This window comes from Streptomyces showdoensis (genome assembly GCF_039535475.1).
GTDB classification, from domain to species: Bacteria; Actinomycetota; Actinomycetes; order Streptomycetales; family Streptomycetaceae; genus Streptomyces; species Streptomyces showdoensis.
Genome location: NZ_BAAAXG010000028.1, coordinates 226,428 through 245,525, shown reverse-complemented (window position 1 = coordinate 245,525; position 19,098 = coordinate 226,428). Strand labels below are relative to the sequence as shown.

The window sequence follows — 19,098 nt, the reverse complement described above, 5'->3', positions numbered from 1 at the left end:
GGTGCGTTCGCTCCTCAGCTCGACGAGGTGATGACGGTGCCGGTCCGGCCGGCGAGCAGCTCGCTGACGGGGGCGGCGCCGATGACGACCCGCGCCACTCCGCCGTCGAGGGCCTCGCCGGCGGCCCGCAGCTTCTTGCGCATGCCGCCGGTGGCGCCCTTGTCGCGGAAGGCGGCCGCCGCCCGCGCGTCGATCCGGGACACCGGCTCCCCGTCGATCAGCAGGTGCGCGACGTCCGTGACCAGGACCAGGTCGGTCGCGCCGGTGGCCGCGGCCAGGGCGGCGGCGGCCCGGTCGGCGTCGGTGTTGACCTCCTGGCCCGCGGCGTTCCGGGCCAGCGGGGTGACCAGGTGGGCGTGGCCCGGCCGGAGCTCCTTCAGCAGCGCCGGGTTCACGCCGGTGATCGGCCCGACCAGGTTCTCCAGCTCGACCAGCTGCTTGTCCCGCCACCACCAGCGTTCGCCCTCGCCCGCGCTGACCAGGCCGTCGCCGCCGAGCAGCCGCTCGCCGGTGATGCCGCGGGCGGAGAGCCGGGCGAAGACCTCCTCGGCCAGCGCGGCGCTGACCGTCTTGATGTCCTCGATCACCTCGGGGGTGGTCCAGCGGCTCTGGTTGCCGTAGCGGTCGCGCAGCACCGCGGACGGCTCGCTGTAGCGCGGGCTGAGCCGCTTGAGCGGCTTGGACCAGCCGTGCACGAGGACCAGCGGGTGCTCGGCGCCGTACGCGGCGAGGTCGTCCCACCAGGCGCCGGAGAGGTCGTCGAGGCAGCTGCCGCCCAGCTTGACGACGGTGGGGACGGGCGGGCCGGACGAGACCGGCGGCTTCGGGCCGGCGCTCATACCGGCAGCACCGGCTGCATCGTCAGCCCCGTCTCCTCGGGCAGCCCGAACCGCAGGTTGGCCGCCTGCACGGCCTGGCCCGCGGCTCCCTTGACCAGGTTGTCCAGCGCGGAGAGCACGACGATCCGGCCGTCGTCCTCGTCGTACAGGACGGTCACGTCGCAGAAGTTGGAGCCCAGCACCGCCTGCGGGTCGGGCACCGGGATCAGCGTCTCGTTGTGCCGGCGGACCCGCACGAAGCGGTGCTCCTTGTAGAAGCGCAGGTACGCGCGCTGGAGCTCGCGCTGGTCGACGGCCGCGTCCGTGAAGACGTAGCTGCTGGTCAGCAGTCCGCGGACGTGTGAGACGCCGTACGCGGACATGCTCAGCTTGCCGATGGAGCCGGGCCTGGCCCGGTCCAGGAAGTCCCGCACCTCGCCCGCGTGCCGGTGCCCGGTCGGGGCGTACGGGGCGATGGCGCCGCTGCGGAAGGGGTGCAGGTCCGCCGTGCGCAGCTGGAGGCCGCCGCCGCTGGAACCGCTCTTGCCGTCCACCACGACCGTCGTCAGGTCGAGCCCGAGGCCCAGGGTGAGCGGCGCGAGCCCGAGGGTGATCGAGGTGGCGTAGCAGCCGGGCAGCGAGATCAGCGCGGCGTCGGGCAGCCGGTCCCTGACCAGCTCGGGCACGCCGTAGACGAAGCGGTCGGCGAGGTCGGGCCGGCGGCTGACCTTCGGGTACCAGCGGTCGTGCAGTTCGGGCGTACGGATCCGGAAGGCGCCGCTGAGGTCGATGACGGCCGGGATCCGGTCGGCGAGCAGTGCCGAGAGCTCGGCGGAGACCGGCGCCGGGGTGGCGAGGAAGATGACGTCCACGGTGTCGGCGAGCTCGTCGACCGACTCCGCGGTGACCGGGCGGACGGTCAGCCCGCCGAAGTCGAGCCGCAGACCGGGGTGGAGCTCGGCCGGGCGGCGGCCGATGTTCGAGGAGCCGCCGAGGAAGGCCAGCTCCAGGTCGGGGTGCTGGGTGATCAGCCGGATGAGTTCGCCGCCGGCGAGTCCCGAGGCGCCGACGACGCCCGCGCGGATCGGGCGGGTGGTGCGCGTCATGCGAGCAGCTCCTGGAGGTAGCGGCCGACGGCGGCCGGGATGTCCGCGCCGGTCGCGGAGGCCACCGCCCGGAAGCCGGGGGCGTGGTTGACCTCGTTGACGACGTAGCCGTCGGGCGTGCGGAACAGGTCGACCCCGTAGATGCCGGGGCCGAGTTCGCCCACCACGCCGTCGACGATCTTCAGTACGTCCGGGTCGTGGGCCACGGCGCGGCTGCTGTTGCCGAGCGCCGCGTTGTTGCGCCAGTCGGTGCCGGCGCTCTCGAACTCGGCGGCGCCGACCACCTCGTGGCCGACGACGAGGCAGCGCACGGAGGTGCCGCCGCCGATGTACGGCTCGACGAGGCAGGCCTGCTCGAAGGCGTGGCCGAGGTCCTCGACGTAGTCGTACACCGAGTGGGCGAGGTCGGAGTCGCGGATGAGCGTGACCCGCTTGCCCATGCCGCCGAAGACCGGCTTGAGCACCAGCGGGGGCCCCAGCTCCTCGACGGCCCGGTCGAAGTCCTTGCGGGAGAGCGCGAGCCGGAACTCGGGCACGGGCACCCCGGCCTTGCGCAGCTCGGCCCGCAGGACCGCCTTGTTCTCGCAGACGTGGATCGCCCGCGCCGAGTTGAGCACCCGCGCCCCGGCGGCCTCGGCGAGCGTGGCGACGAGGCCGCCGCGGGTGTAGCTGCGGCTGCGGACCAGCAGGGCGTCGAAGCCCTGGAGGGAGGGGGCGTCCTCGTGCCCGAGGGCGAGGGACTCGTCGTTGACCCACTCGACGGCCAGGCCGAAGTCCGGGCCGGCCTGGATCAGCTTGCGTTCCTCCCAGCTGATCCGGTCGGCGACGATCGCGATGCGCCGGGTCATGTCACTGGCCCCAGTCGCGCAGCTGCACCTCGACCATCTCCAGCGTGAGGGTGCCGTCCTGGACGGCCTCGACACGCAGGGTGAGCATGCACTCGGGGCAGGAGAGGGTCTCGCCCTCGCCGATCGGGGGCACGGTCAGATCGGTCTCGCACTCGGGGCAGACGCCGGTGAGGGTGGCGGTAGGCATGGGGGAACTCCCTTTCGCGGGTGTCGGGTCGATGGGGGTGGTGCGGGTGTGAGTGAGGGGGAGGAAGGCGGCTCAGGCGGCCTGGAAGTCGATCGCCGCCTTGCGGATCGCGTCCCGGTCGAGCAGCGGCGCGCCGCCGTGCTCCTGGCGTTCGACGAGCCACGGGGTGAAGGCGTCCACGTCGACGAAGACGCCCGAGCCGTCCAGCGCCCACTTCACGAGCGCCGGGGTGAGCCGGGTGCGCACCAGCAACTCGCGCGAGTTTCCGACGAGTTCGGCGGGCAGCGTCTCGTACGCCTCGGGGTGGGTGAGCTGTCCCGGGAGTTCGTACGCGAAGGCGTGCGACGTGGTCGGCCCGGACTGGAAGGCCTCGCCGAGGCCGGCGCCCTTGAGGGCGATGCGGGACAGCTCGGTGAGATGGGTCAGGTCGAAGCGGGTGTCGCCGTGGATCACCCGCAGGGAGGTGAGGAGTTCGGCCAGCGGGGCGTTGCCGCCGCGCTCGCCGATGCCGCCGACGGTGGCGGAGATCCACTGGGCTCCCGCCCGGACGGCGGCGAGGGAGTTGGCGACGGCCATGCCCAGCATGTTGTGGGAGTGGATCTCGATCTCGGACCCGTCGATCTCGGTGAGGTCGCCGATCACCTCCTCCATCTGCCAGGGCGAGAGGTACGCGACGGTCTCGGCCAGCCGGAACCGGTCGGCGCCGGCCTCGAAGCCCGCCGTGACGTACGGGACGAGCCGTTCCCGGGGGGTGCGGGCGCCGTCCTCGCCGCTGAAGGTGACGTGGAAGCCGCGCTCCTTGGCCTGCGTGATCGCCGAACGGGCCAGCGTCTGCAGGAACTTGGCGCTGGGCGAGCCCAGCTTCAGCTTGGCGTGCTGCTCGGAGGTCGGGATCGAGTACATGATGTGGCGCACGCCGAGCCGCTCGGCCTCGTCGAGGGCCCGGGCGACCTGCTGGCGGTCCCGCACCACGACGAGGGTCATGCTCCGCTCGGGCGTGACGGCCTCGTGGGTGGCGAGCACCAGGTCGGCGTCCTTCGAGCCGGGGCCGGACACCATCCCGACCTCGACCAGCTCGACGCCGGTCCGCACGAGCAGGCCGGCGATGGCGGCGGCGTCCTCGGGGCCGAACTCGACGCCCGCCATGTGCGCCGAATCCCGCAGCGTCGCGTCGGATACGCGGGGGAGGTGGGGGAGCACCTCCGGCCTTTCTCCTGCTGCCATTTCCTCACTCCTTGTCGGGGATTCCCGGGGTTCCCGGGACCTGGGGGACTGGCGGCCTGTGATCACCACACTCCAATGGATAGATGTAAGAAACAAGGGGATTCGGGTCAGGGCTCTGTGGGGGAATGTCAAGCAGTGTCAGGAACGACAGGACGTGCAAGGCCGTTGTGAGCGCCATGTCTTTTCGTCCGCCTTCCGCTGCCGGGCGGGCGGGGAGCGTCCTACTGTGCGGACATGGACCTTTTCTCGCTGCCCCGACTCGGCGTCGTCGTCCCGCCCGAGAACCCGACGGCGGAACCGGAGTTCAACCGGTTGCTGGGCGCCGGAATGCACGTGTTCACCTCCCGCTTCCCGACCACTCCGGGCGTGGGGCTCAAGGAGATGCTGGAGACCTACAACCGGGTGCTGCCCGACACGCTCGGGGGCTTCGGCGCCATGCGCCTGGACGCCGCCGTCGTGGCGTGCAGCGCCTCGCACTACCTCCTCGAACCGGAGGGGGACCTCGCCCTGTGCGAGGAGCTCTCGCTGGGCGCCGGCTTCCCCGTGCGCTCCTCGACGCAGGCGATCCTGGCCGCGTGCGAGGCGCTCGGCGTGCGCCGGCTGACCCTCGTCTCCCCGTACCAGCCGTGGCTCACCGAGGTCTCGCGGGCCTTCTGGGAGCGCGCCGGGCTCACCGTGGACGGCGTCGTCCTGGTTCCGGCCGGACGGACCCCCGACGGGGCCGACCACTTCGACCCGTACGAGGTCACGGCCGAGCGGATCGGTGAGCACATACGGGCCCACCTGCGGGAACACCCGCTGGCCGAGGGTTCCGCGCTGCTCTTCACCGGTACGGGCATGGGCACGCTGACCGCCCTGACCGAGCTCGCCGCGCGGCCGGACACCGCCGGCCGGCCGCTGCTCTCCTCGAACCTGGCGTCCGCGTGGTGGGCGCTGCGGGCCGCGGGAGGGCTCACCGGGGAGCTGCACCCGCTGGTGCGCCGACTGGCCGCACAGGTGGAGGTCTCGGCCGGCCGCTGAGGCCGCCGCGGCGGGTGCGGGGGCGGGGGCGGCCGACCGGTGGTCGGCCGAGGCTCCGCCCCCCGCGCGTCTCGGTCCCCGGCAGGTCTCAGCCGACCCCGTACGCCCCGACCCCGTACGCCCCGACGCCTCAGCCCGCCGACGCCTCCGGGAGGGGCGCGTAGGTCGAGTGGTGCCCCATCCGGTAGCCCACCCCGCGGACCGTGAGGATCCAGCGGCTGCAGCCGAGTTTGGCACGGAGGGTGCTCACGTGGGTGTCGATGGTCCGGCTGGTGGTGGCCCATTCGCTGCCCCACACCTTCGCCATCAATTCCTTCCGCGAGATCACGGTCTCCGCATGCGAGGCGAGCAGGTAAAGGAGCTCGAATTCCTTCGACGTGATGTCGACGAGGCCGCCGTGCAACCGCACTTCCCGCGCACGCGGATCGATATGGAGCGGGCCGAGGGAAATCGCCTCGGGAATCACGGAAAGGGGTCGGCGGGCCCGGCGGAGAACCGCCTCGACGCGCGCCGCGATCTCCCGGAATCCCCAGGTCTGCGCGACACAGTCGTCCGCTCCCGCTTTCAGGGCGAGAACCCGTTCCAATTCGTCGTCGCGGCGCGTGAAGGCGATCAGCGGGACGTCGCTCTCCGCGCGCAGGTTCCGGCAGACCTCGATGCCGTCGACATCGGGGAGTTCGAGCGAGAGCAGCACCAGGTCGGCCTCGCGGTAGGTGCGCAGGGCGTGTGCCCCGCTGTCCACGCTGCGGGCGGCGAAGCCCTGGCGGCGCAGATCGCGCACGAGCGACGCGGCGGAGGAGGCTTCCCGCTCCACCACGAGTACGTTTCTCATTCGGCCCGGGCCCTTCTCGTCAGCCCGCGGCCCGGGCCAGCACCGGGGTGGGGCTGCGGGACGGCGGGGCGGGGACGCTGCCGCGCCGGCGGAGGTGCTGGTACGCGTAGGCGGCGGAGGTCATCGTCATGTGGTGGTGCCATCCCGGATAGGAGCGGCCTTCGAAATCCAGTACGCCGAAGCGTTCCTGCAACGCGGTGACGGTCGACCGGACGGTGGCGCGGCTCCGCATCAGCGCGAGGATCCGCTCCACCCGCCGGTCGGCCAGACTGGTGATCCAGTACCGGGCGGGCCGCAGCCCGTCGGGGTCGGGCAGTTCCAGCAGCCGGTAGCCGCGCGCGGCACCGTCGGCGCCGACCGTGCGCAGCGGGAGCCGCACCGTGCCGGCGTAGGTGTAGAGCGGCGCCCGCGCGCCGCCGCGGGAGCGGGGATCGGCGGGGGAGTGCCGGGTCATCACGTACGGCTGACGCGCGTTGCGTTCGTCCATGAGGACGCCGACGGTGGTCACGGTCGGGGTGCGGCGACCGCCGATCACGACCTGGCCCGGGTTCACCTCGCACAGGATGTCCGCGCGGTGCCGGGCCAGTCCGGCCAGGACCCCGCTCGCGTCCTCGCTGCGGGTGAGGTCGAGCACCCACGGCAGCCGCGGCAGCCGGGGCTGGGCCGCGGTCCCCGCCGCGTAGTCGAGCACGCACGCGCCCACCGAGCGCGCGGTCTCCTCCTCCGGGATCCGCGCCCGCAGCCGGCGTTCCTGGTCCCAGCCCCACGGCCCGTCGAGCACGAGGCTCCAGTCGACCGGGAAGCAGTGCGCGTCCGTGACGAGGAAGAGGCCCACGGCCCGCTGGCAGTTGACGGTCCGCCCGGTCTCCGCGTCCAGTCGCCGGTGCACCCCCACCGAGTGCTCGCCGCGCTTGGGTATCAGCAGCTCCGTGGCGGTCCAGGCGTACGGGGCGGCGCCCGCCGCGACCCGGAGCGCGAGTCTGCGGCGCACCGGCTCCCAGTCCCAGGTGCTGGTGTTGATGAACTGGTGCAGGCTGTGCGCAGCCGCCGGCGGTAAGCGCTCCGTGCGGGCCATGCTCCGGGGCGTCTTGCGGCCGGAGACGTGGATCAGGCCCCGCAGATAGGCCCGGGCCCAGCGGCGTTGCTCGGCTCTGTGGAGAGGTCTGAAGATCTCTTCGAGGAACGTCCGCATGCGCGCTTCCTCGTCCCCCATGGTTGCGCGTGCCGTGCCCGACGTGCTTGACGACATGTGACGCTACGCCCCCTCGTACTTCCTTCGCTCGCACCCGAGTCGGTGCCCTGCGTTCCGTACGAAGCTCAAAAATACCGTCTCGAAGGAAAATTTCACGGGGCGGTCGCCGACTTTGCTCATTCGCCCTCTGACCTGCGAAAACGTCCCAGGATCAGGGGCATGGGAGACCCTCTCCCGGCACCGCGCGACGGTGCGCGGCCGGGTGCCGGAGAACGGCGTGAACCGCACCCTCCGGGCCTCTGTCCGCTGGTCACGCGGCTGTGCCGCGGGGGCGGTCGACGGGGCCTGGACAGGCGTTCGGACGCACGTGTCAACAGCTCGTGAACAATCCGCCGAGGGGGTCCGCGGGACCCCCGGGAGGGGCCGGCCGGAGCCGTCCCCGCCCGTCGGACGGCGGGGAGCCGCCGAAGGCCCGGGGGATGGTGTGCCTTCGGCGGCTGATCGGGGGAGGGGGACGGGGCGGGCCCGCCGCTCGGCGGGGGCGCCCCGTCCCCGGTGGGGCCGAGCGGTGTTCGGGAGCGCTCAGTCGGTGGGGCGCTTGGCGGGGAATCCGTGGGCGCGGGCGGCCAGGACCACCACGAGCACCGGCGCCAGGAGCAGCAGCACCGTCCAGGGGAAGGAGTCGCTGCCGATGGCGTCGAGCAGGATGCCGCCGATGATGCCGCCGCCGGCCATGGCCACGTTCCAGAGCGTGACGAGCATCGCCTGCGCGGAGTCGGCCTGTTCGCCGCCCGCGTCCGCGACCGCCGTCTGCAGCAGGGTCGGCACGCCGCCCCAGCCCAGACCCCACAGGGCCGCCGCGATGTAGACGAGCGCCGTGTTGTCGGCGAGCACCGCGAGCAGCGCCGCCGCGACGGCGACGAGCAGCGTGCTCGCGACCGTCAGCGCGCGCAGCCGGCGGTGGATCTGCGCGCCGACGATCCAGATGCTGGCGAGCGAGGCGCCGCCGAAGACGAGCAGGACCAGGTCGGTGCTGCCGCCGAGGCCCACGTCGTCGAGGAACGTGGCGATGTACGCGTACAGGATGGTGTGCGCCAGCACGAAGACCAGCGTCACGAACAGGACGGGGCTGACCCCCGGCACCTTCAGGGCCCGCAGCATCTTGGGCTTCTCGCCCGCCTCCTGGCCGGGGTAGTCCGGAACGGCGGCGGAGATCCAGAGCAGCAGGAGGACGGTGAGCCCGGTCATCGCGAAGAAGGCGACGCGCCAGCCCAGCTGGGAGCCGATGAAGGTACCGGCGGGGACGCCGAGCGAGAGCGCGACGGGGATGCCCGCCATGGCGATGGCGATGGCCTTGCCCTGGAGGTGGACGGGCGACATGCGCCGCGCGTAGCCGGCCAGCAGCGCCCAGGCGAGACCGGCGGCCACGCCCGCGACGAACCGGGCGACCATCGTCACCTCGTACACGGACGACACGGCGGTGACCGTGTTGGCCACGGCGAAGCCGGCCATCGCGGTGAGCAGCAGCCGCTTGCGCCGCCAGCGGGCGGTGGCGGCGGTGAGCGGGATCGCGGTCAGGGCGGTGCCGAGCGCGTAGATGGTGACCGTCTGGCCGGTCGCCGACTCGCTGACGGCCAGGTCCTTGCTCATCGCGGGCAGCAGACCGGCGGGCAGGGTCTCGGTCAGGCTGGTGATGAAGACGGCGGTCGCCAGGGCGAGCAGGGCGAACAGCGGCAGCTTCTGCGGCTCGCCGCCCTCGCCCGCCGCCGTCGGTGGCGAGGCGGGAGCGGCGGTGGTGTCGGGTGAGGTGCTCATCTGGTGTGCTCCGGTGAAGGGAGGGGGTGGGATCGGGATCGGGATCGGGGACGGGGAAGGGGACGGGGACGGGGACGGGAACCGGGACGGGAGCTGACGGGTGCGCCGGGTCCGGTGCCTCGGTGAGGCGGCGGTACGACGACGGTTCCGCGCGGTGGTCCACGCGACGGTTCCGCGCGGTGGCGCCTCGGTGCGGCGGCCGGGCGGATCCCGCGCGGGAGCGGCGTCGCACCGTGGGGACCTGGGGACTTGACGGATTCCGCGCGGCCTCCGGGCGGCCTCGGGGGGCCTACGCGGGGCCGAGGCCCCCGTCCACGGGCAGTTGGGCGCCGGTCGTGAAGGTCGCGTCCGTGGCGAGGAAGAGCGCCGCCCGGGCGACCTCCTCCGCGGAGCCGAGACGGCCGAGCGGCGGCAGTGGAGAGGCGACGGCCGGCGCCGCCTCGATACAGCCCGGGGCCACCGCGTTGACCCGGATGCCCCGGGGCGCCAGCTCGGCGGCGAGCTCCCGTACGGCGGCCGGGGACGGGGCGGGCGCGGTGAGCACCACGGCGCCGCCGTCCCGCAGCAGCGGGAGGAGCGGGCGGGCGGTGGCGACGGCGTCGGCGAAGAGGAGGTCCGGGCCCTCCGGTCCTCCCATGTCCTCAGGGCCCGCGCCGAAGGAGCCGTCGGGGCTCTCGACGACATGGGCGGCGGAGCCCAGTTCGGTCCGGGCGTGGGCGCCGTCGGCAGCGGTACGGGCGGTCAGCAGCACGCGCGCGCCGCCCTCCACGAGCCGCTTGGCGATGGCCAGGCCGATGCCGGTGTCCTGGCCGACGACGACGGCCCTCCTGCCCGCGTACCTGGTCATGGCCGTCGCTCCTTTCCGCCGCCCGGCGAGTCGTTTCCCCGACTGTGCGCCCGGCCGCTTCGGGGACGCTTCGGATGCGCTGACGGTCGGCTGACGGGAGCGCGCGGGGGAGTGCGCGGGGGAGCGCGCGGGCGGAGGCGCGCGGTGCTCGCGGGGTACGGTGGCCGACATGCGCTTTGGGGTACTGGGACCGCTCGTGGTGTGGGACGACGAGGGAGCGGCGGTCACGGTCCCCGAGGTCAAGGTGCGGGCGCTGCTCGCCGACCTGCTCGCCCACGACGGGGACGCCGTCTCCGTCGACCGCCTCGTGCAGGACCTGTGGGGCGACGAACCGCCCGGCAAGCCCACGGGCGCCCTCCAGGCCAAGGTCTCCCAGCTCCGCCGGGCGATCGGCCGCGACCGCGTGGTCCACCAGGCCCCCGGATACCGGCTCCGGCTCGACCGGGCGGCCCAGGAGGTGGACGCGGACCGCTTCCGCGCCCTGGTCGCCGAGGCCCGCACCGTACGCGACCCGCGCGGGCGGGCCGCGCTCCTGACCGACGCCCTCGACCTGTGGCGGGGGCCCGCGTACGCCGACTTCGCCGACGAGGAGTTCGTCCGGGCGGCCGCCCAGCGGCTCGCCGAGCAGCGCCTCTCCGTGCTGGAGGAGCAGGCCGAGGCCCGCCTCCTCGCGGGCGACCACGTGCTCCTCGCCGGCGAACTCGCCGCCCTCGTCGACCTGCACCCGCTCCGGGAGCGCCTCCGCGCGGTCCAGATGCGGGCCCTGTACCTCGCCGGCCGCCAGAGCGACGCCCTGGCCACGTACACGGACCTGCGCACCCGCCTGGCCGAGGAGCTCGGCGTCGACCCGGGCCCCGCCCTCACCGCCCTCCACCAGGCCGTGCTCCGCCAGGACCCGCGGCTCGGGGCCCCCGGGCAGTCCGGTCCGGACGCGTCGCCCTCCGGCCCGTCGACCGCCGGGGTGCCGGACCTCGGGGTGCCGGACCTGGGGGAGCGGGATCCGGGGGTGCGGGACCTCGGCGCACCGGACTTCGGGGCTCGGGAGCTCGGGGCGCCCGGCTCCGTGGCCGGCGGGACCGGCGGGGGGCCCGTATCGACCACCGTGCCCGGAGCGGGGGCAGGGAGCGCGGTCGGAGCCGACGGCGCGGGCGAGGGCGCGGGCGAAGGCGGCGTCCGTGCCGGGAGCGGAGGCGGCCCCGGAACCGGCACGGGAACGGGTGGCGGCCCCGGTGCCCCCTCCAACCTCCCCGTCCCCCTGACCCACCTCGTCGGCCGCGAGGAAGCCGTCACCCAGGTGACCCGGCTGCTGCGCGGCACCCGCCTGGTGACGCTGACCGGGGCCGGCGGCGTCGGCAAGACGCGGCTCGCCGTGGCAGCGGCGGCACAGGAGGCGGGACGCGCGGAGCGGGGCGAACTCCCGGACGGAGTCTGGCTCGTGGAGTTCGCCGGCGTGCGCGGCGGCACCGCCGCGGACCTCGCGCAGGTGGTCGCCGCCACCCTCGGCATCCGCGACGACGCTCCGGCGGCGCTGCCCGGGACGGGCGCGGGCGCGGCGGGCGCGCCCTCGCCCGCGCACCGGCTCGCGGCGGCGCTGCGGGACCGCCGCAGCCTGCTGGTCCTGGACAACTGCGAGCACGTGGTGGACGCGGCGGTGGAACTCGCCGAGCTGCTGCTGCGGACGGCGCCCGGCCTGCGGGTCCTCGCCACCAGTCAGGAGCCGCTGGGGCTGGCGGGGGAGGCGGTGTTCCCGGTGGAGCCGCTGGGCACGGACGACGCGGTGCGCCTGTTCAGCGAGCGGGCGTCCGACCGCGACCCCGCCTTCCCGCGCGACCCGGCCGAGGTCGACCCGGCCGACCGCGCGGCCGTCGCCGAGATCTGCCGCCGCCTGGACGGCATCCCGCTGGCCCTCGAACTCGCGGCGACCCGGGTACGCGCCCTGGGGGTGCGGGAGTTGGCCGCCCGGCTCGGCGACCGCTTCCGCGTGCTGAACTCCCGGCAGCGCGGCGCGCCCGCCCGCCAGCAGACGCTGCGGGCCGTCATCGACTGGAGCTGGGAGCTGCTGAGCGCCCCGGAGCGCATCGTGCTGCGCCGCCTCGCGGTGCACAGCGACGGCTGCGACCTGGCGGCGGCGGAGGCGACCTGCGCGGGCGACGGGGTGACCTGCGACGAGGTGCTCGACCTGGTGACGCGCCTGGTCGACCGCTCCCTGGTGGTCGTCGTGGACGGGCCGACCGGGCGCCGCTACCGCCTCCTGGAGTCGGTGGCGGCCTACGCGACCGAGCGGTTGCACGAGATGGCGGACCTCGCCGCCGTGCGCGACCGCCACCTGCGCCACTACCTCGCCCTGGCCGAACGGGCCGAACCCCAGCTCCGCGGTCCGGGCCAGCGCACCTGGCTCACCCGCCTGGACGCGGAGGCGGGCAACCTGCGGGCGGCCCTGGACGAGGCGGTGCGGCGCGGGGCGCGGGGGGCGTCGGTCGACCGGGCCGCCCCCGAGGGGCCGGGGCACGCCGCCGGCCACCCCGCCGGCCACGCCACCGACCAGGCCGGCGGGGTGGCCGACGGCCTGGCCACCCACCGGGCCGTCGGACTGTCCGCCGACCGGATCGCCGGCCGCGGCCCCGGCGAGGCCGTCCGCCTCGCCACGGCGCTGGCCTGGTGGTGGCTGCTGCGCGGGCGCCTCGCCGAGGGGCGGCGCAGTCTGGCCGCCGCGCTCGGCGCGAGCCCCGGTGACGCGGACCCCGAGCTCGCCCTCCTCCACGGAGCCTTCGCGCTGCTCACCGGCGACCACGCCGAGGCGTGCGCGCTCGACGGCACCGTCGCGACCGCCGACGGCGTGCCCGACCCCGTGCGCCGGGCCCGGGCCCTGTGGCTCTGCGCGTACGGCCTGTTCAGCGTGGGCGACCCCGTCGGGAGCGAGGCGCTGAACACCCGGGCCCTGGCCCTCTTCGGGTCCTCGGACGAACAGTGGGGCACCGCCGCCGCGCTCGGTCTGCGCGCGACCCTCGCCATGGCCGGCGGCGACCTCGCCGGGCTCGGCCGGGACGGTCTGCGCAGCGCGGCGCTCTTCCGCGAACTCGGCGACCGCTGGGGGGAGTTGCAGACCGTCTCGCCGCTCGCCGCGCTCGCCGAGATCAAGGGCGACTACGCCGACGCCGCCCGCCGCCAGCACGAAGGGCTCGCCCTCGCCCGCGCATTGGGCCTCGAAGCCGAGGTGTCGGCCCGCCTGTCGGGACTCGGCCGGCTCGCCCTGCTGGCCCACGACTGGGAACGGGGCCGCGACCTGCACGAACAGGCCCGTCGCATCGCCGCCGAACAGGGCTACAAGTACGGCGAGATCCACTCCGAGATGGGCCTCGCGCTCGGTGCCCGCCGCTCCGGTGACCTGGACGCCGCCGAGGCGCACCTGCTGCGGATCCGGGACGGCTACGCCGAGGTGTCCTCGGCGGCGGGCGACCACCTGCTGCTCGCGGAGTTGGGCTTCCTCGCCGAACTCCGGGGTGACGCACCCGGGGCCACCGCCCACCACCTGCGCGGCTGGGCCGTCGCCCGCTCGCTCGACGAGCCCCGCGCCCTCGCGCTCTCGCTGGAGGGCCTCGCGGGCGCGGCGCTCCTGGCCGGGGGCGCGGCCGGGGCCGGGTCCGCCGCGCTGCTGCTCGGCGCGGCGGACGCGGCGCGCCGGGGCGTGGGGGCCCCGCTGCCGCCCGCCGAGCGGGGCGACGTGGACCGGATCGCGGGCGCGGCCGGGGCGGCGCTGGGCGCGGCCGGGTACGCGGCGGGGTTCGAGGAGGGCGTACGGCTCACCGCGCCCGACGCCGTGCGCCGGGTCCGCGAGGCGCTCGACTGGCCGCCGGACCCCGTGGGCGGGGCGTGACGCGGCGGGTCAGCCGCGCGGTGCGGACGGGCAGAGTTCGATGTCCTCCTCGGCGCACGGGATGATCGCCCGCACCACCGCGATCGTGCGTTCCGGGAGGTCGGCACGGTTGTTGAGGACCCACGAGATGTGCTGCGCCCCGAAGAAGGCGGAGACGAGGACCGTGGCGAGCGTGGTGGGGGAGGCGAGCGCCGCGGTCGCGTCGTCGGCGCGTCCCGGACCGCCCGGGTCCGCGGCGGGGCCGTCCCCGCCCGGAGGCGCCGCTCCCGTCGGCCGGGCCGGGACCTCCTTGGCGAGCCAGGAGGTGATGAGGTCGGTGTAGCCCTCGTAGGGCAGCGGGATCTGGGCGCCGATCAGCTGCCGCTCCAACTGCAGCCGGGCCCCGGCCTGGAGTGCGGTCTCGTCGCGGAAGGCCACGGCCGTGCGGATGAGCAGCTCGGCGACGGCGCTCACCGGCGGGAGCCCCAGTTCCTCGACCGCGCGGGCGATCTCGCCGATCCGCCGGTTGAAGAGCTCCGTCACCGCGACGGCGAGGGCGTCCTTGTTCTCGTAGTGGAAGTACACCGCGCCCTTGGTCATGCCCGCGGACTGCGCCACGTCCAGGATGGTGACCGCGGGGTACCCCTTGGCGGCGAAGGCGGTGGCGGCCGAGGCGAGCACCCGCTCCCGTGTCCGTACCGCCCGCTCCTGCTTCAGCTCCTTGGTGGCGGCGGGAGCCGAAACGCCGAAGATGTCGCCCGAGTTGGCTGCCATGCCCGTCCCATTTCCGCGGCCGCTGATCCCCGTTTCGTACCGCCGGGAAGGAATCGTACGGGAGGGTGGCCGAAAACCGAAGGGCGCGCCGTCCGCGGCGGGTTGGGCCCGGCGGGTCCGCTCCCACATCGGGGGACGCCTCCCGGGAGGGGCGATCGGGAGCGGCGAGTCCAGCCCCGCCCCCGCCCTCGCGGCTCCCCACCCCGTGGGGAACCCCGCCCGCTGCCGCCCCCGACCGCCGGGGCGCCGTCCGGTGACCGGGATCCGGCCCGAAATCGCCGGTGGGCGCCTCCGCCCCCGACCTCTCGGGCCTCAGGCCGCGGTCTCGCCGGCCTCCAAAAGTTGCCAGATCTGACAGACCTGGCGGGTGCTGTGGGCCGGGGAGGCGTCCGTCGGCGCGGTGTAACACATGCCGAGCATCAGCGAGAGGAACGTCGAGCCGAGGACCTCGGGGCTGTGGGTCGCGGCCAGCTCCGCCCGGTCCTGGGCGGCGGCGACGAGCCGGGTCAGTTCGGCCGACAGGTCCGCCACGGCCTGCGGGGCCGTGTCCCGTGCGGAGGCCTCCTCGTACACGAGCCGCAGCCCGGCGCGGAAGCGGAGGTCCGTGTGCATCCGGTGGACGAAGCCGACCGTGACGCGGTGCAGGATCGCGAGGGGCGGATCGGCGTCGCCGACCTTCCGGAACAGCTCGCGCCACCCGGCGTCGAAGGCGGAGGTGAACACGGCGGCGAGGGCGTCCTTCGACGGGAAGTGCCCGTACAGCGCGCCCTTGGTCATCCCGGCCTGGGCGGATATGCGCTGCAGGTTGGCCCCCGCGTAGCCGTGCCGGGCGAATTCCTCGGCCGACGCGTCCAGGAAGCGTTCCTGCGTCCTCACCGCTCTCTCCTGCTTCGGCACGATGCCCCTCCGGAGTCGCTCGGTCACGGAAAATAACAGTCTCTGGAGAATTTTTTTCTCGTGGGAGCTCTCATACCCCGGGACGCCCGGCCCTGGCAACCAACCGATCCCGTCGAGATAGTGACGGATCGACACGTACCGCCGGTCCCGGCGGCAAGATCGGCGAGAAGCCGTGCGGCGGTGGCGTGAAGCGGGTCCCCGGTCCGTCCGAGATGACACGGCGCGCCCAGGGGTGATCTTGTGGGGGCTGCCCGGGTGAGGCGAGCCGAGTCCGCTCGTGTCGCTGTTGGGCCGAACGGGTGAGTAACGGGAGGATGGGTGCATGAGTAGGTACGAGAGGTACGACGTCACCGACGAGCAGTGGGAGGGCCTGGCGCAGGTCGTGCCCCTGCGCGGCCGTGACGAATGGCCGTCCAGGGTCGACCACCACACCATCCCCGAGCAGTACGGAGCGGCCGAGCAGCGCCGCATGGTCGTGCTGCGGGTCCAGGTCTTCGCCGACGCCCGCGAGGTCGCCGAGTACCTCATCGCCCAGATCCCGGTCCTCCTCGACCTGACGAGCGCCGACACCGAGGTCGCCAAGCGCATCCTCGACTTCAGCAGCGGCGTCGTCTTCGGCCTCGGCAGCGGCATGCACCGCGTCGACCGCAACGTCTTCCTGCTCGCGCCCGCCGGCACGGAGGTCGAGGGCGCCGAGGAGGGGGCGTCGGAGTACGCGGACGGTGCCGGAGGCGGGGTCGCGGTCCCCCGTTCGTAGGAAGGTGCTTCAGCCGTAACGGTTCGTCACGCGGAGCGCTGCGTACGGTCCGATCATGACCACCACCGGCGGCTCCGCCCCCGACCGCACGTCAGACCGCCCGCACGGCCCCGTCCGCGACGGGGGCCGCTCCGTCCGAGACGGGAGCGCCCCCGCGCGCGACCGGAGCGGTTCCGTCCCGGCGCAGGGGGGCGCCGAGCGGAGCGTCCCGGCCCAGGGGCGCGCCCGGACGCGCGGAGGCGCGGCAACCCTGCCCCCGCAGGCCCCCGCCCCGGACGGACACGCCCCCGCCCCCGCCCCCGGCGGCGGCGACCGGGCGCGGCACCGGCCGGTCGTCACCGAGCTGCGGCTGTCCGCCTTCGCGGTGCACCGGGCCACCGTCCTTCCGCTCGGGCCCGTGACCCTGCTGCGGGGGCCGAGCGGCAGCGGGAAGTCCAGCGCGCTGCGCGCGTACGAGGTGCTGGCGGGGCTCGGTGCGGGGGCCGGGCTCGCCGAGGTGCTGCCCGACGCGGCCGACCTGGTGCCCGAGCGGGCGCGGCCCGACGCCCAGGGGCGGCGTGGGTTCCGGATCGGCTGCACCGTCGAGGGGCCGGCGGGCCCCGTCCACCTCGACGTCGCCGTCCAGGCCGAGCCCCGGTTGCGGATCGTCGGCGAACGGCTCAGCTCGCGGGGCCGCACCCTGCTGACCACCGCCCTGCGCGACCCGGGCCGCAGCACGGTGCAGGCCGAGTGGCACACCGCCGGCAGCACGCCCGTCACCCGGGCGCCCCTCCCCGACGACCTGCTCGGCACCGCCCTGCTGCCGCTTCGCGTCGCGGGCAAGACCAAGGGGCAGCTCGAGGTGCTGGCCGCGGCGGAGCAGGCGGTGGTCGGGCTGCGCTCGGTCTTCGCCTGCGACCCTCGGCCCGCGGGGATGCGCGCCCCCGTCCCGGTCGGCGAGGGCCGGCTGCGGCGGGACTGCCGCAACCTCGCCGAGGTGCTGCACCGCACCGCCACCGAGTGCCCGCGCCGCCACGCCCGGCTCGCGGCGATGGCGGGGGCCGGCTGCCAGGGGCCGGTCACGGCCCTCGGGCTGCGCGAGCCGACGGAGGGCACGGTGCAGGCCGTGCTGGAACGGGGCGCGCGGGCCGCGACCCCGCTGGGCCGGCTCGGCGAGGGCGAACTGCGCTACCTCGCCCTCGCGCTGGTCCTGCTCACCGGGCCCGGCGTACTCGCGGTGGACCCCCTCGCGGAGGTCCCCGAGGCCATGCGGGCGCTCACCGTCCTCGCCGACGGCCTCGACCGTGGACTGGACGCGCGGCAACTGCGCGAACTGCTCGCGCTGGCCGCCTCGATCTGCGCGAACGGGCATCTGCGGCTCGTCGGGACGGTGGGGGAGGACCGGGGTGACCCGACGGGTGCCGGATGGGCGCCGGGGGTGACGGTGGTAGACCTGGGGCGTGACCGAACCTGATGTGCCCGGCCTGCAGCGCCGCCTCGCCGACTTCGCGGCCGCCCGGCAGTGGCAGCCGTACCACACCCCCAAGAACCTCGCGGCGGCGCTGAGCGTCGAGGCGTCCGAACTCCTGGAGATCTTCCAGTGGTTGACGCCCGAACAGGCGGAGCGGGTGATGGAGGACCCGGACACCGCGCACCGGGTCGGCGACGAGGTGGCGGACGTCCTCGCCTATCTCCTCCAGTTCTGCACGGTGCTCGGCGTCGATCCGCTCGCCGCGCTCGCGGCGAAGATCGACCGGAACGAGCTCCGCTTCCCGGTCCGGGGCGAGAACGACACTCATCGTCACTCTTCGGAGTGATCGAGTTTTCCCCGTCGGGCCTCCTGTCCACAGATTTCCGAATTCCCCTGGCGTTTGGGCTCAGGCAGCCTCACGCTGGGTAATGGAATGAGTGGGCAGTAAGTCATAAGAACGGGGGCGGCGTTGATGGAAGCGGAACGACTCGTCGCGACCGGCCGGCAAGCGCTGGCCGAGAGCCGCACGGCGCTGGACATCGTGGCGGAGGCCTGGCAGGCACAGGTCCTCGCCCAGGCGATAGGGAGTCATCTCGTGCTGTGCGGACCGCTGGAGCTGCGGAGCGAGGCGCGGGGGCTGAGCGAGATCGGCGTCGGACCCGGTCCGACGGACCACCCGACGCTGCGCGGCGGGGCTCCGAGGGCCGCACAGCTCACCGAAGTGGCGGACGAGCGGGGCGCGTTGACCGCGCTCGGCGCACTTCTCGGCGAGGTGGGCATCGCCCTGGTCGGGGTGGCCTGCGCGACGGACGAGGAGGGTCTCTACTGGCAGTGCATCGAGGCGATCGACGCGGCCGACGAGGCGGGTGACCGGGTGCGCGGGATGCTGCGCCGGCTCACGGTGCGGGAGCGCGGCCGGCCGCCCGACCCGGCGCGGGGGCGGGCCGGTCCGAGACCGGGGCCGCGGTGAGGACTCCCCGGTCGCGGGTCCAGACGAGAGGGCCGGGCGAGGGGATCAGGCGAGCGTGCCGCCGCGGGCGTCGCCGGGGTGGTCGGCGGTGCCCGCCTGGCGGTCGGCGGAGGACTGGATGTCGGCGTCGAGCTGCGACAGGTCGGCGGTCAGTGCCGCCATCAGCTCCTCCATCTGCTGGAGCAGGCCCTTCGGGGCGCCGCCCTGCTGCTCGGGCACGGAGGGCACGGAGGACGCGGACGCGGAGGGGGCAGAGGCCGCGGAGGGTGCGGAAAACGCGGACTGCACGGACTGCACGGGCGGCGCGGGCTGCTCCGTGAGGGCGGACTGCCGCCCCGGCGGCGCCGGTGACACCTGGGGTGCGGGCTGCTCGGGAACGGCCCGCTCCGGCGCGGCTTCCTGGGACATGGCGGCCTCCTGGCCCAGGCCCCTCCGCTGCGGGAAGGGCCACGAAAGGGTGCGTCGCACCGGCAGCGGCCGCCGGCGCGCGGGCCGGGCGGTCCGGCTC

Annotated in this window: 18 protein-coding genes; 6 read left to right on the top strand and 12 right to left on the bottom strand. The window is 74.8% G+C overall.

The features are described from left to right. Positions 1-14: 14 nt before the first annotated feature. The 5 genes from ABD981_RS35850 to ABD981_RS35830 all read right to left on the bottom strand — a co-directional run bounded on the left by ABD981_RS35850 (position 15) and on the right by ABD981_RS35830 (position 4,183). The gene (locus tag ABD981_RS35850) at positions 15-839 is read right to left on the bottom strand and encodes an amino acid kinase family protein (RefSeq protein WP_046912293.1); all 825 of its coding nucleotides are present in this window, start codon (positions 837-839) and stop codon (positions 15-17) included. Beyond that, positions 836-1,924: an N-acetyl-gamma-glutamyl-phosphate reductase gene (argC, locus tag ABD981_RS35845; protein ID WP_123955259.1), complete on the bottom strand. Its 1,089-nt coding sequence runs from the start codon at positions 1,922-1,924 to the stop codon at positions 836-838. The genes ABD981_RS35850 and argC overlap by 4 nt, the downstream gene beginning before the upstream one ends. Further along, positions 1,921-2,772 carry an ATP-grasp domain-containing protein gene (locus ABD981_RS35840; RefSeq protein ID WP_046912294.1) on the bottom strand — a complete coding sequence of 284 codons (852 nt, stop codon included), beginning with the start codon at positions 2,770-2,772 and terminating at the stop codon, positions 1,921-1,923. The genes argC and ABD981_RS35840 overlap by 4 nt, the downstream gene beginning before the upstream one ends. A 1-nt stretch (position 2,773) precedes the next feature. After that, positions 2,774-2,959 carry a lysine biosynthesis protein LysW gene (locus ABD981_RS35835; protein WP_046912295.1) on the bottom strand — a complete coding sequence of 62 codons (186 nt, stop codon included), beginning with the start codon at positions 2,957-2,959 and terminating at the stop codon, positions 2,774-2,776. Between the two features lie 72 nt (positions 2,960-3,031). Then, positions 3,032-4,183 carry an isopropylmalate synthase gene (locus ABD981_RS35830; RefSeq protein WP_123955260.1) on the bottom strand — a complete coding sequence of 384 codons (1,152 nt, stop codon included), beginning with the start codon at positions 4,181-4,183 and terminating at the stop codon, positions 3,032-3,034. A gap of 234 nt (positions 4,184-4,417) precedes the next feature. Between ABD981_RS35830 and ABD981_RS35825 the strand changes: the two genes are divergently transcribed. After that, positions 4,418-5,203 carry a maleate cis-trans isomerase family protein gene (locus tag ABD981_RS35825; RefSeq protein WP_046912296.1) on the top strand — a complete coding sequence of 262 codons (786 nt, stop codon included), beginning with the start codon at positions 4,418-4,420 and terminating at the stop codon, positions 5,201-5,203. Between the two features lie 130 nt (positions 5,204-5,333). Here ABD981_RS35825 and ABD981_RS35820 read toward each other — a convergent pair whose 3' ends face one another. The 4 genes from ABD981_RS35820 to ABD981_RS35805 all read right to left on the bottom strand — a co-directional run bounded on the left by ABD981_RS35820 (position 5,334) and on the right by ABD981_RS35805 (position 9,889). Continuing rightward, on the bottom strand, positions 5,334-6,035 hold the full coding sequence (locus ABD981_RS35820) for a response regulator transcription factor (protein WP_046912297.1): 702 nt from the start codon (positions 6,033-6,035) through the stop codon (positions 5,334-5,336). Positions 6,036-6,054: 19 nt separating this feature from the next. Next, positions 6,055-7,284 (bottom strand): IS701 family transposase, encoded by a 1,230-nt coding sequence (locus tag ABD981_RS35815; RefSeq protein ID WP_046912298.1) that lies wholly within the window; start codon positions 7,282-7,284, stop codon positions 6,055-6,057. Between the two features lie 525 nt (positions 7,285-7,809). After that, the gene (locus ABD981_RS35810) at positions 7,810-9,042 is read right to left on the bottom strand and encodes an MFS transporter (RefSeq protein ID WP_046912299.1); all 1,233 of its coding nucleotides are present in this window, start codon (positions 9,040-9,042) and stop codon (positions 7,810-7,812) included. Positions 9,043-9,331: 289 nt separating this feature from the next. Further along, positions 9,332-9,889 carry an SDR family oxidoreductase gene (locus tag ABD981_RS35805; protein WP_046912300.1) on the bottom strand — a complete coding sequence of 186 codons (558 nt, stop codon included), beginning with the start codon at positions 9,887-9,889 and terminating at the stop codon, positions 9,332-9,334. A gap of 169 nt (positions 9,890-10,058) precedes the next feature. Between ABD981_RS35805 and ABD981_RS35800 the strand changes: the two genes are divergently transcribed. After that, on the top strand, positions 10,059-13,763 hold the full coding sequence (locus ABD981_RS35800) for an AfsR/SARP family transcriptional regulator (RefSeq protein WP_345530518.1): 3,705 nt from the start codon (positions 10,059-10,061) through the stop codon (positions 13,761-13,763). 9 nt (positions 13,764-13,772) lie between these two features. Here the strand turns inward: ABD981_RS35800 and ABD981_RS35795 are convergent, their stop codons facing one another. Further along, on the bottom strand, positions 13,773-14,516 hold the full coding sequence (locus ABD981_RS35795) for a TetR/AcrR family transcriptional regulator (RefSeq protein WP_046911386.1): 744 nt from the start codon (positions 14,514-14,516) through the stop codon (positions 13,773-13,775). A gap of 312 nt (positions 14,517-14,828) precedes the next feature. Continuing rightward, positions 14,829-15,392 (bottom strand): TetR/AcrR family transcriptional regulator, encoded by a 564-nt coding sequence (locus ABD981_RS35790; RefSeq protein WP_240495450.1) that lies wholly within the window; start codon positions 15,390-15,392, stop codon positions 14,829-14,831. A 343-nt stretch (positions 15,393-15,735) separates the two neighbouring features. Here ABD981_RS35790 and ABD981_RS35785 point away from each other — a divergent pair, with 343 nt between their 5' ends. The 4 genes from ABD981_RS35785 (at position 15,736) to ABD981_RS35770 (ending at position 18,590) form a co-directional block, all read left to right on the top strand. Further along, a complete protein-coding gene (locus ABD981_RS35785; protein ID WP_046911385.1) occupies positions 15,736-16,170 on the top strand; it encodes a cell division protein SepF in 435 nt (144 codons plus the stop codon). A 55-nt stretch (positions 16,171-16,225) separates the two neighbouring features. Next, on the top strand, positions 16,226-17,623 hold the full coding sequence (locus ABD981_RS35780) for an AAA family ATPase (protein ID WP_240495449.1): 1,398 nt from the start codon (positions 16,226-16,228) through the stop codon (positions 17,621-17,623). Then, positions 17,610-17,966, top strand: coding sequence for a nucleotide pyrophosphohydrolase (locus tag ABD981_RS35775; RefSeq protein WP_046911384.1), 357 nt, complete (start codon positions 17,610-17,612; stop codon positions 17,964-17,966). Before ABD981_RS35780 ends, ABD981_RS35775 begins: the two co-directional genes overlap by 14 nt. A 126-nt stretch (positions 17,967-18,092) precedes the next feature. Then, positions 18,093-18,590, top strand: coding sequence for a DUF6099 family protein (locus tag ABD981_RS35770; RefSeq protein ID WP_046911383.1), 498 nt, complete (start codon positions 18,093-18,095; stop codon positions 18,588-18,590). 45 nt (positions 18,591-18,635) lie between these two features. Here the strand turns inward: ABD981_RS35770 and ABD981_RS38990 are convergent, their stop codons facing one another. Then, positions 18,636-18,998, bottom strand: a complete 363-nt coding sequence (locus tag ABD981_RS38990) for a hypothetical protein (protein WP_046911382.1) — start codon at positions 18,996-18,998, stop codon at positions 18,636-18,638. Positions 18,999-19,098 lie beyond the last annotated feature (100 nt).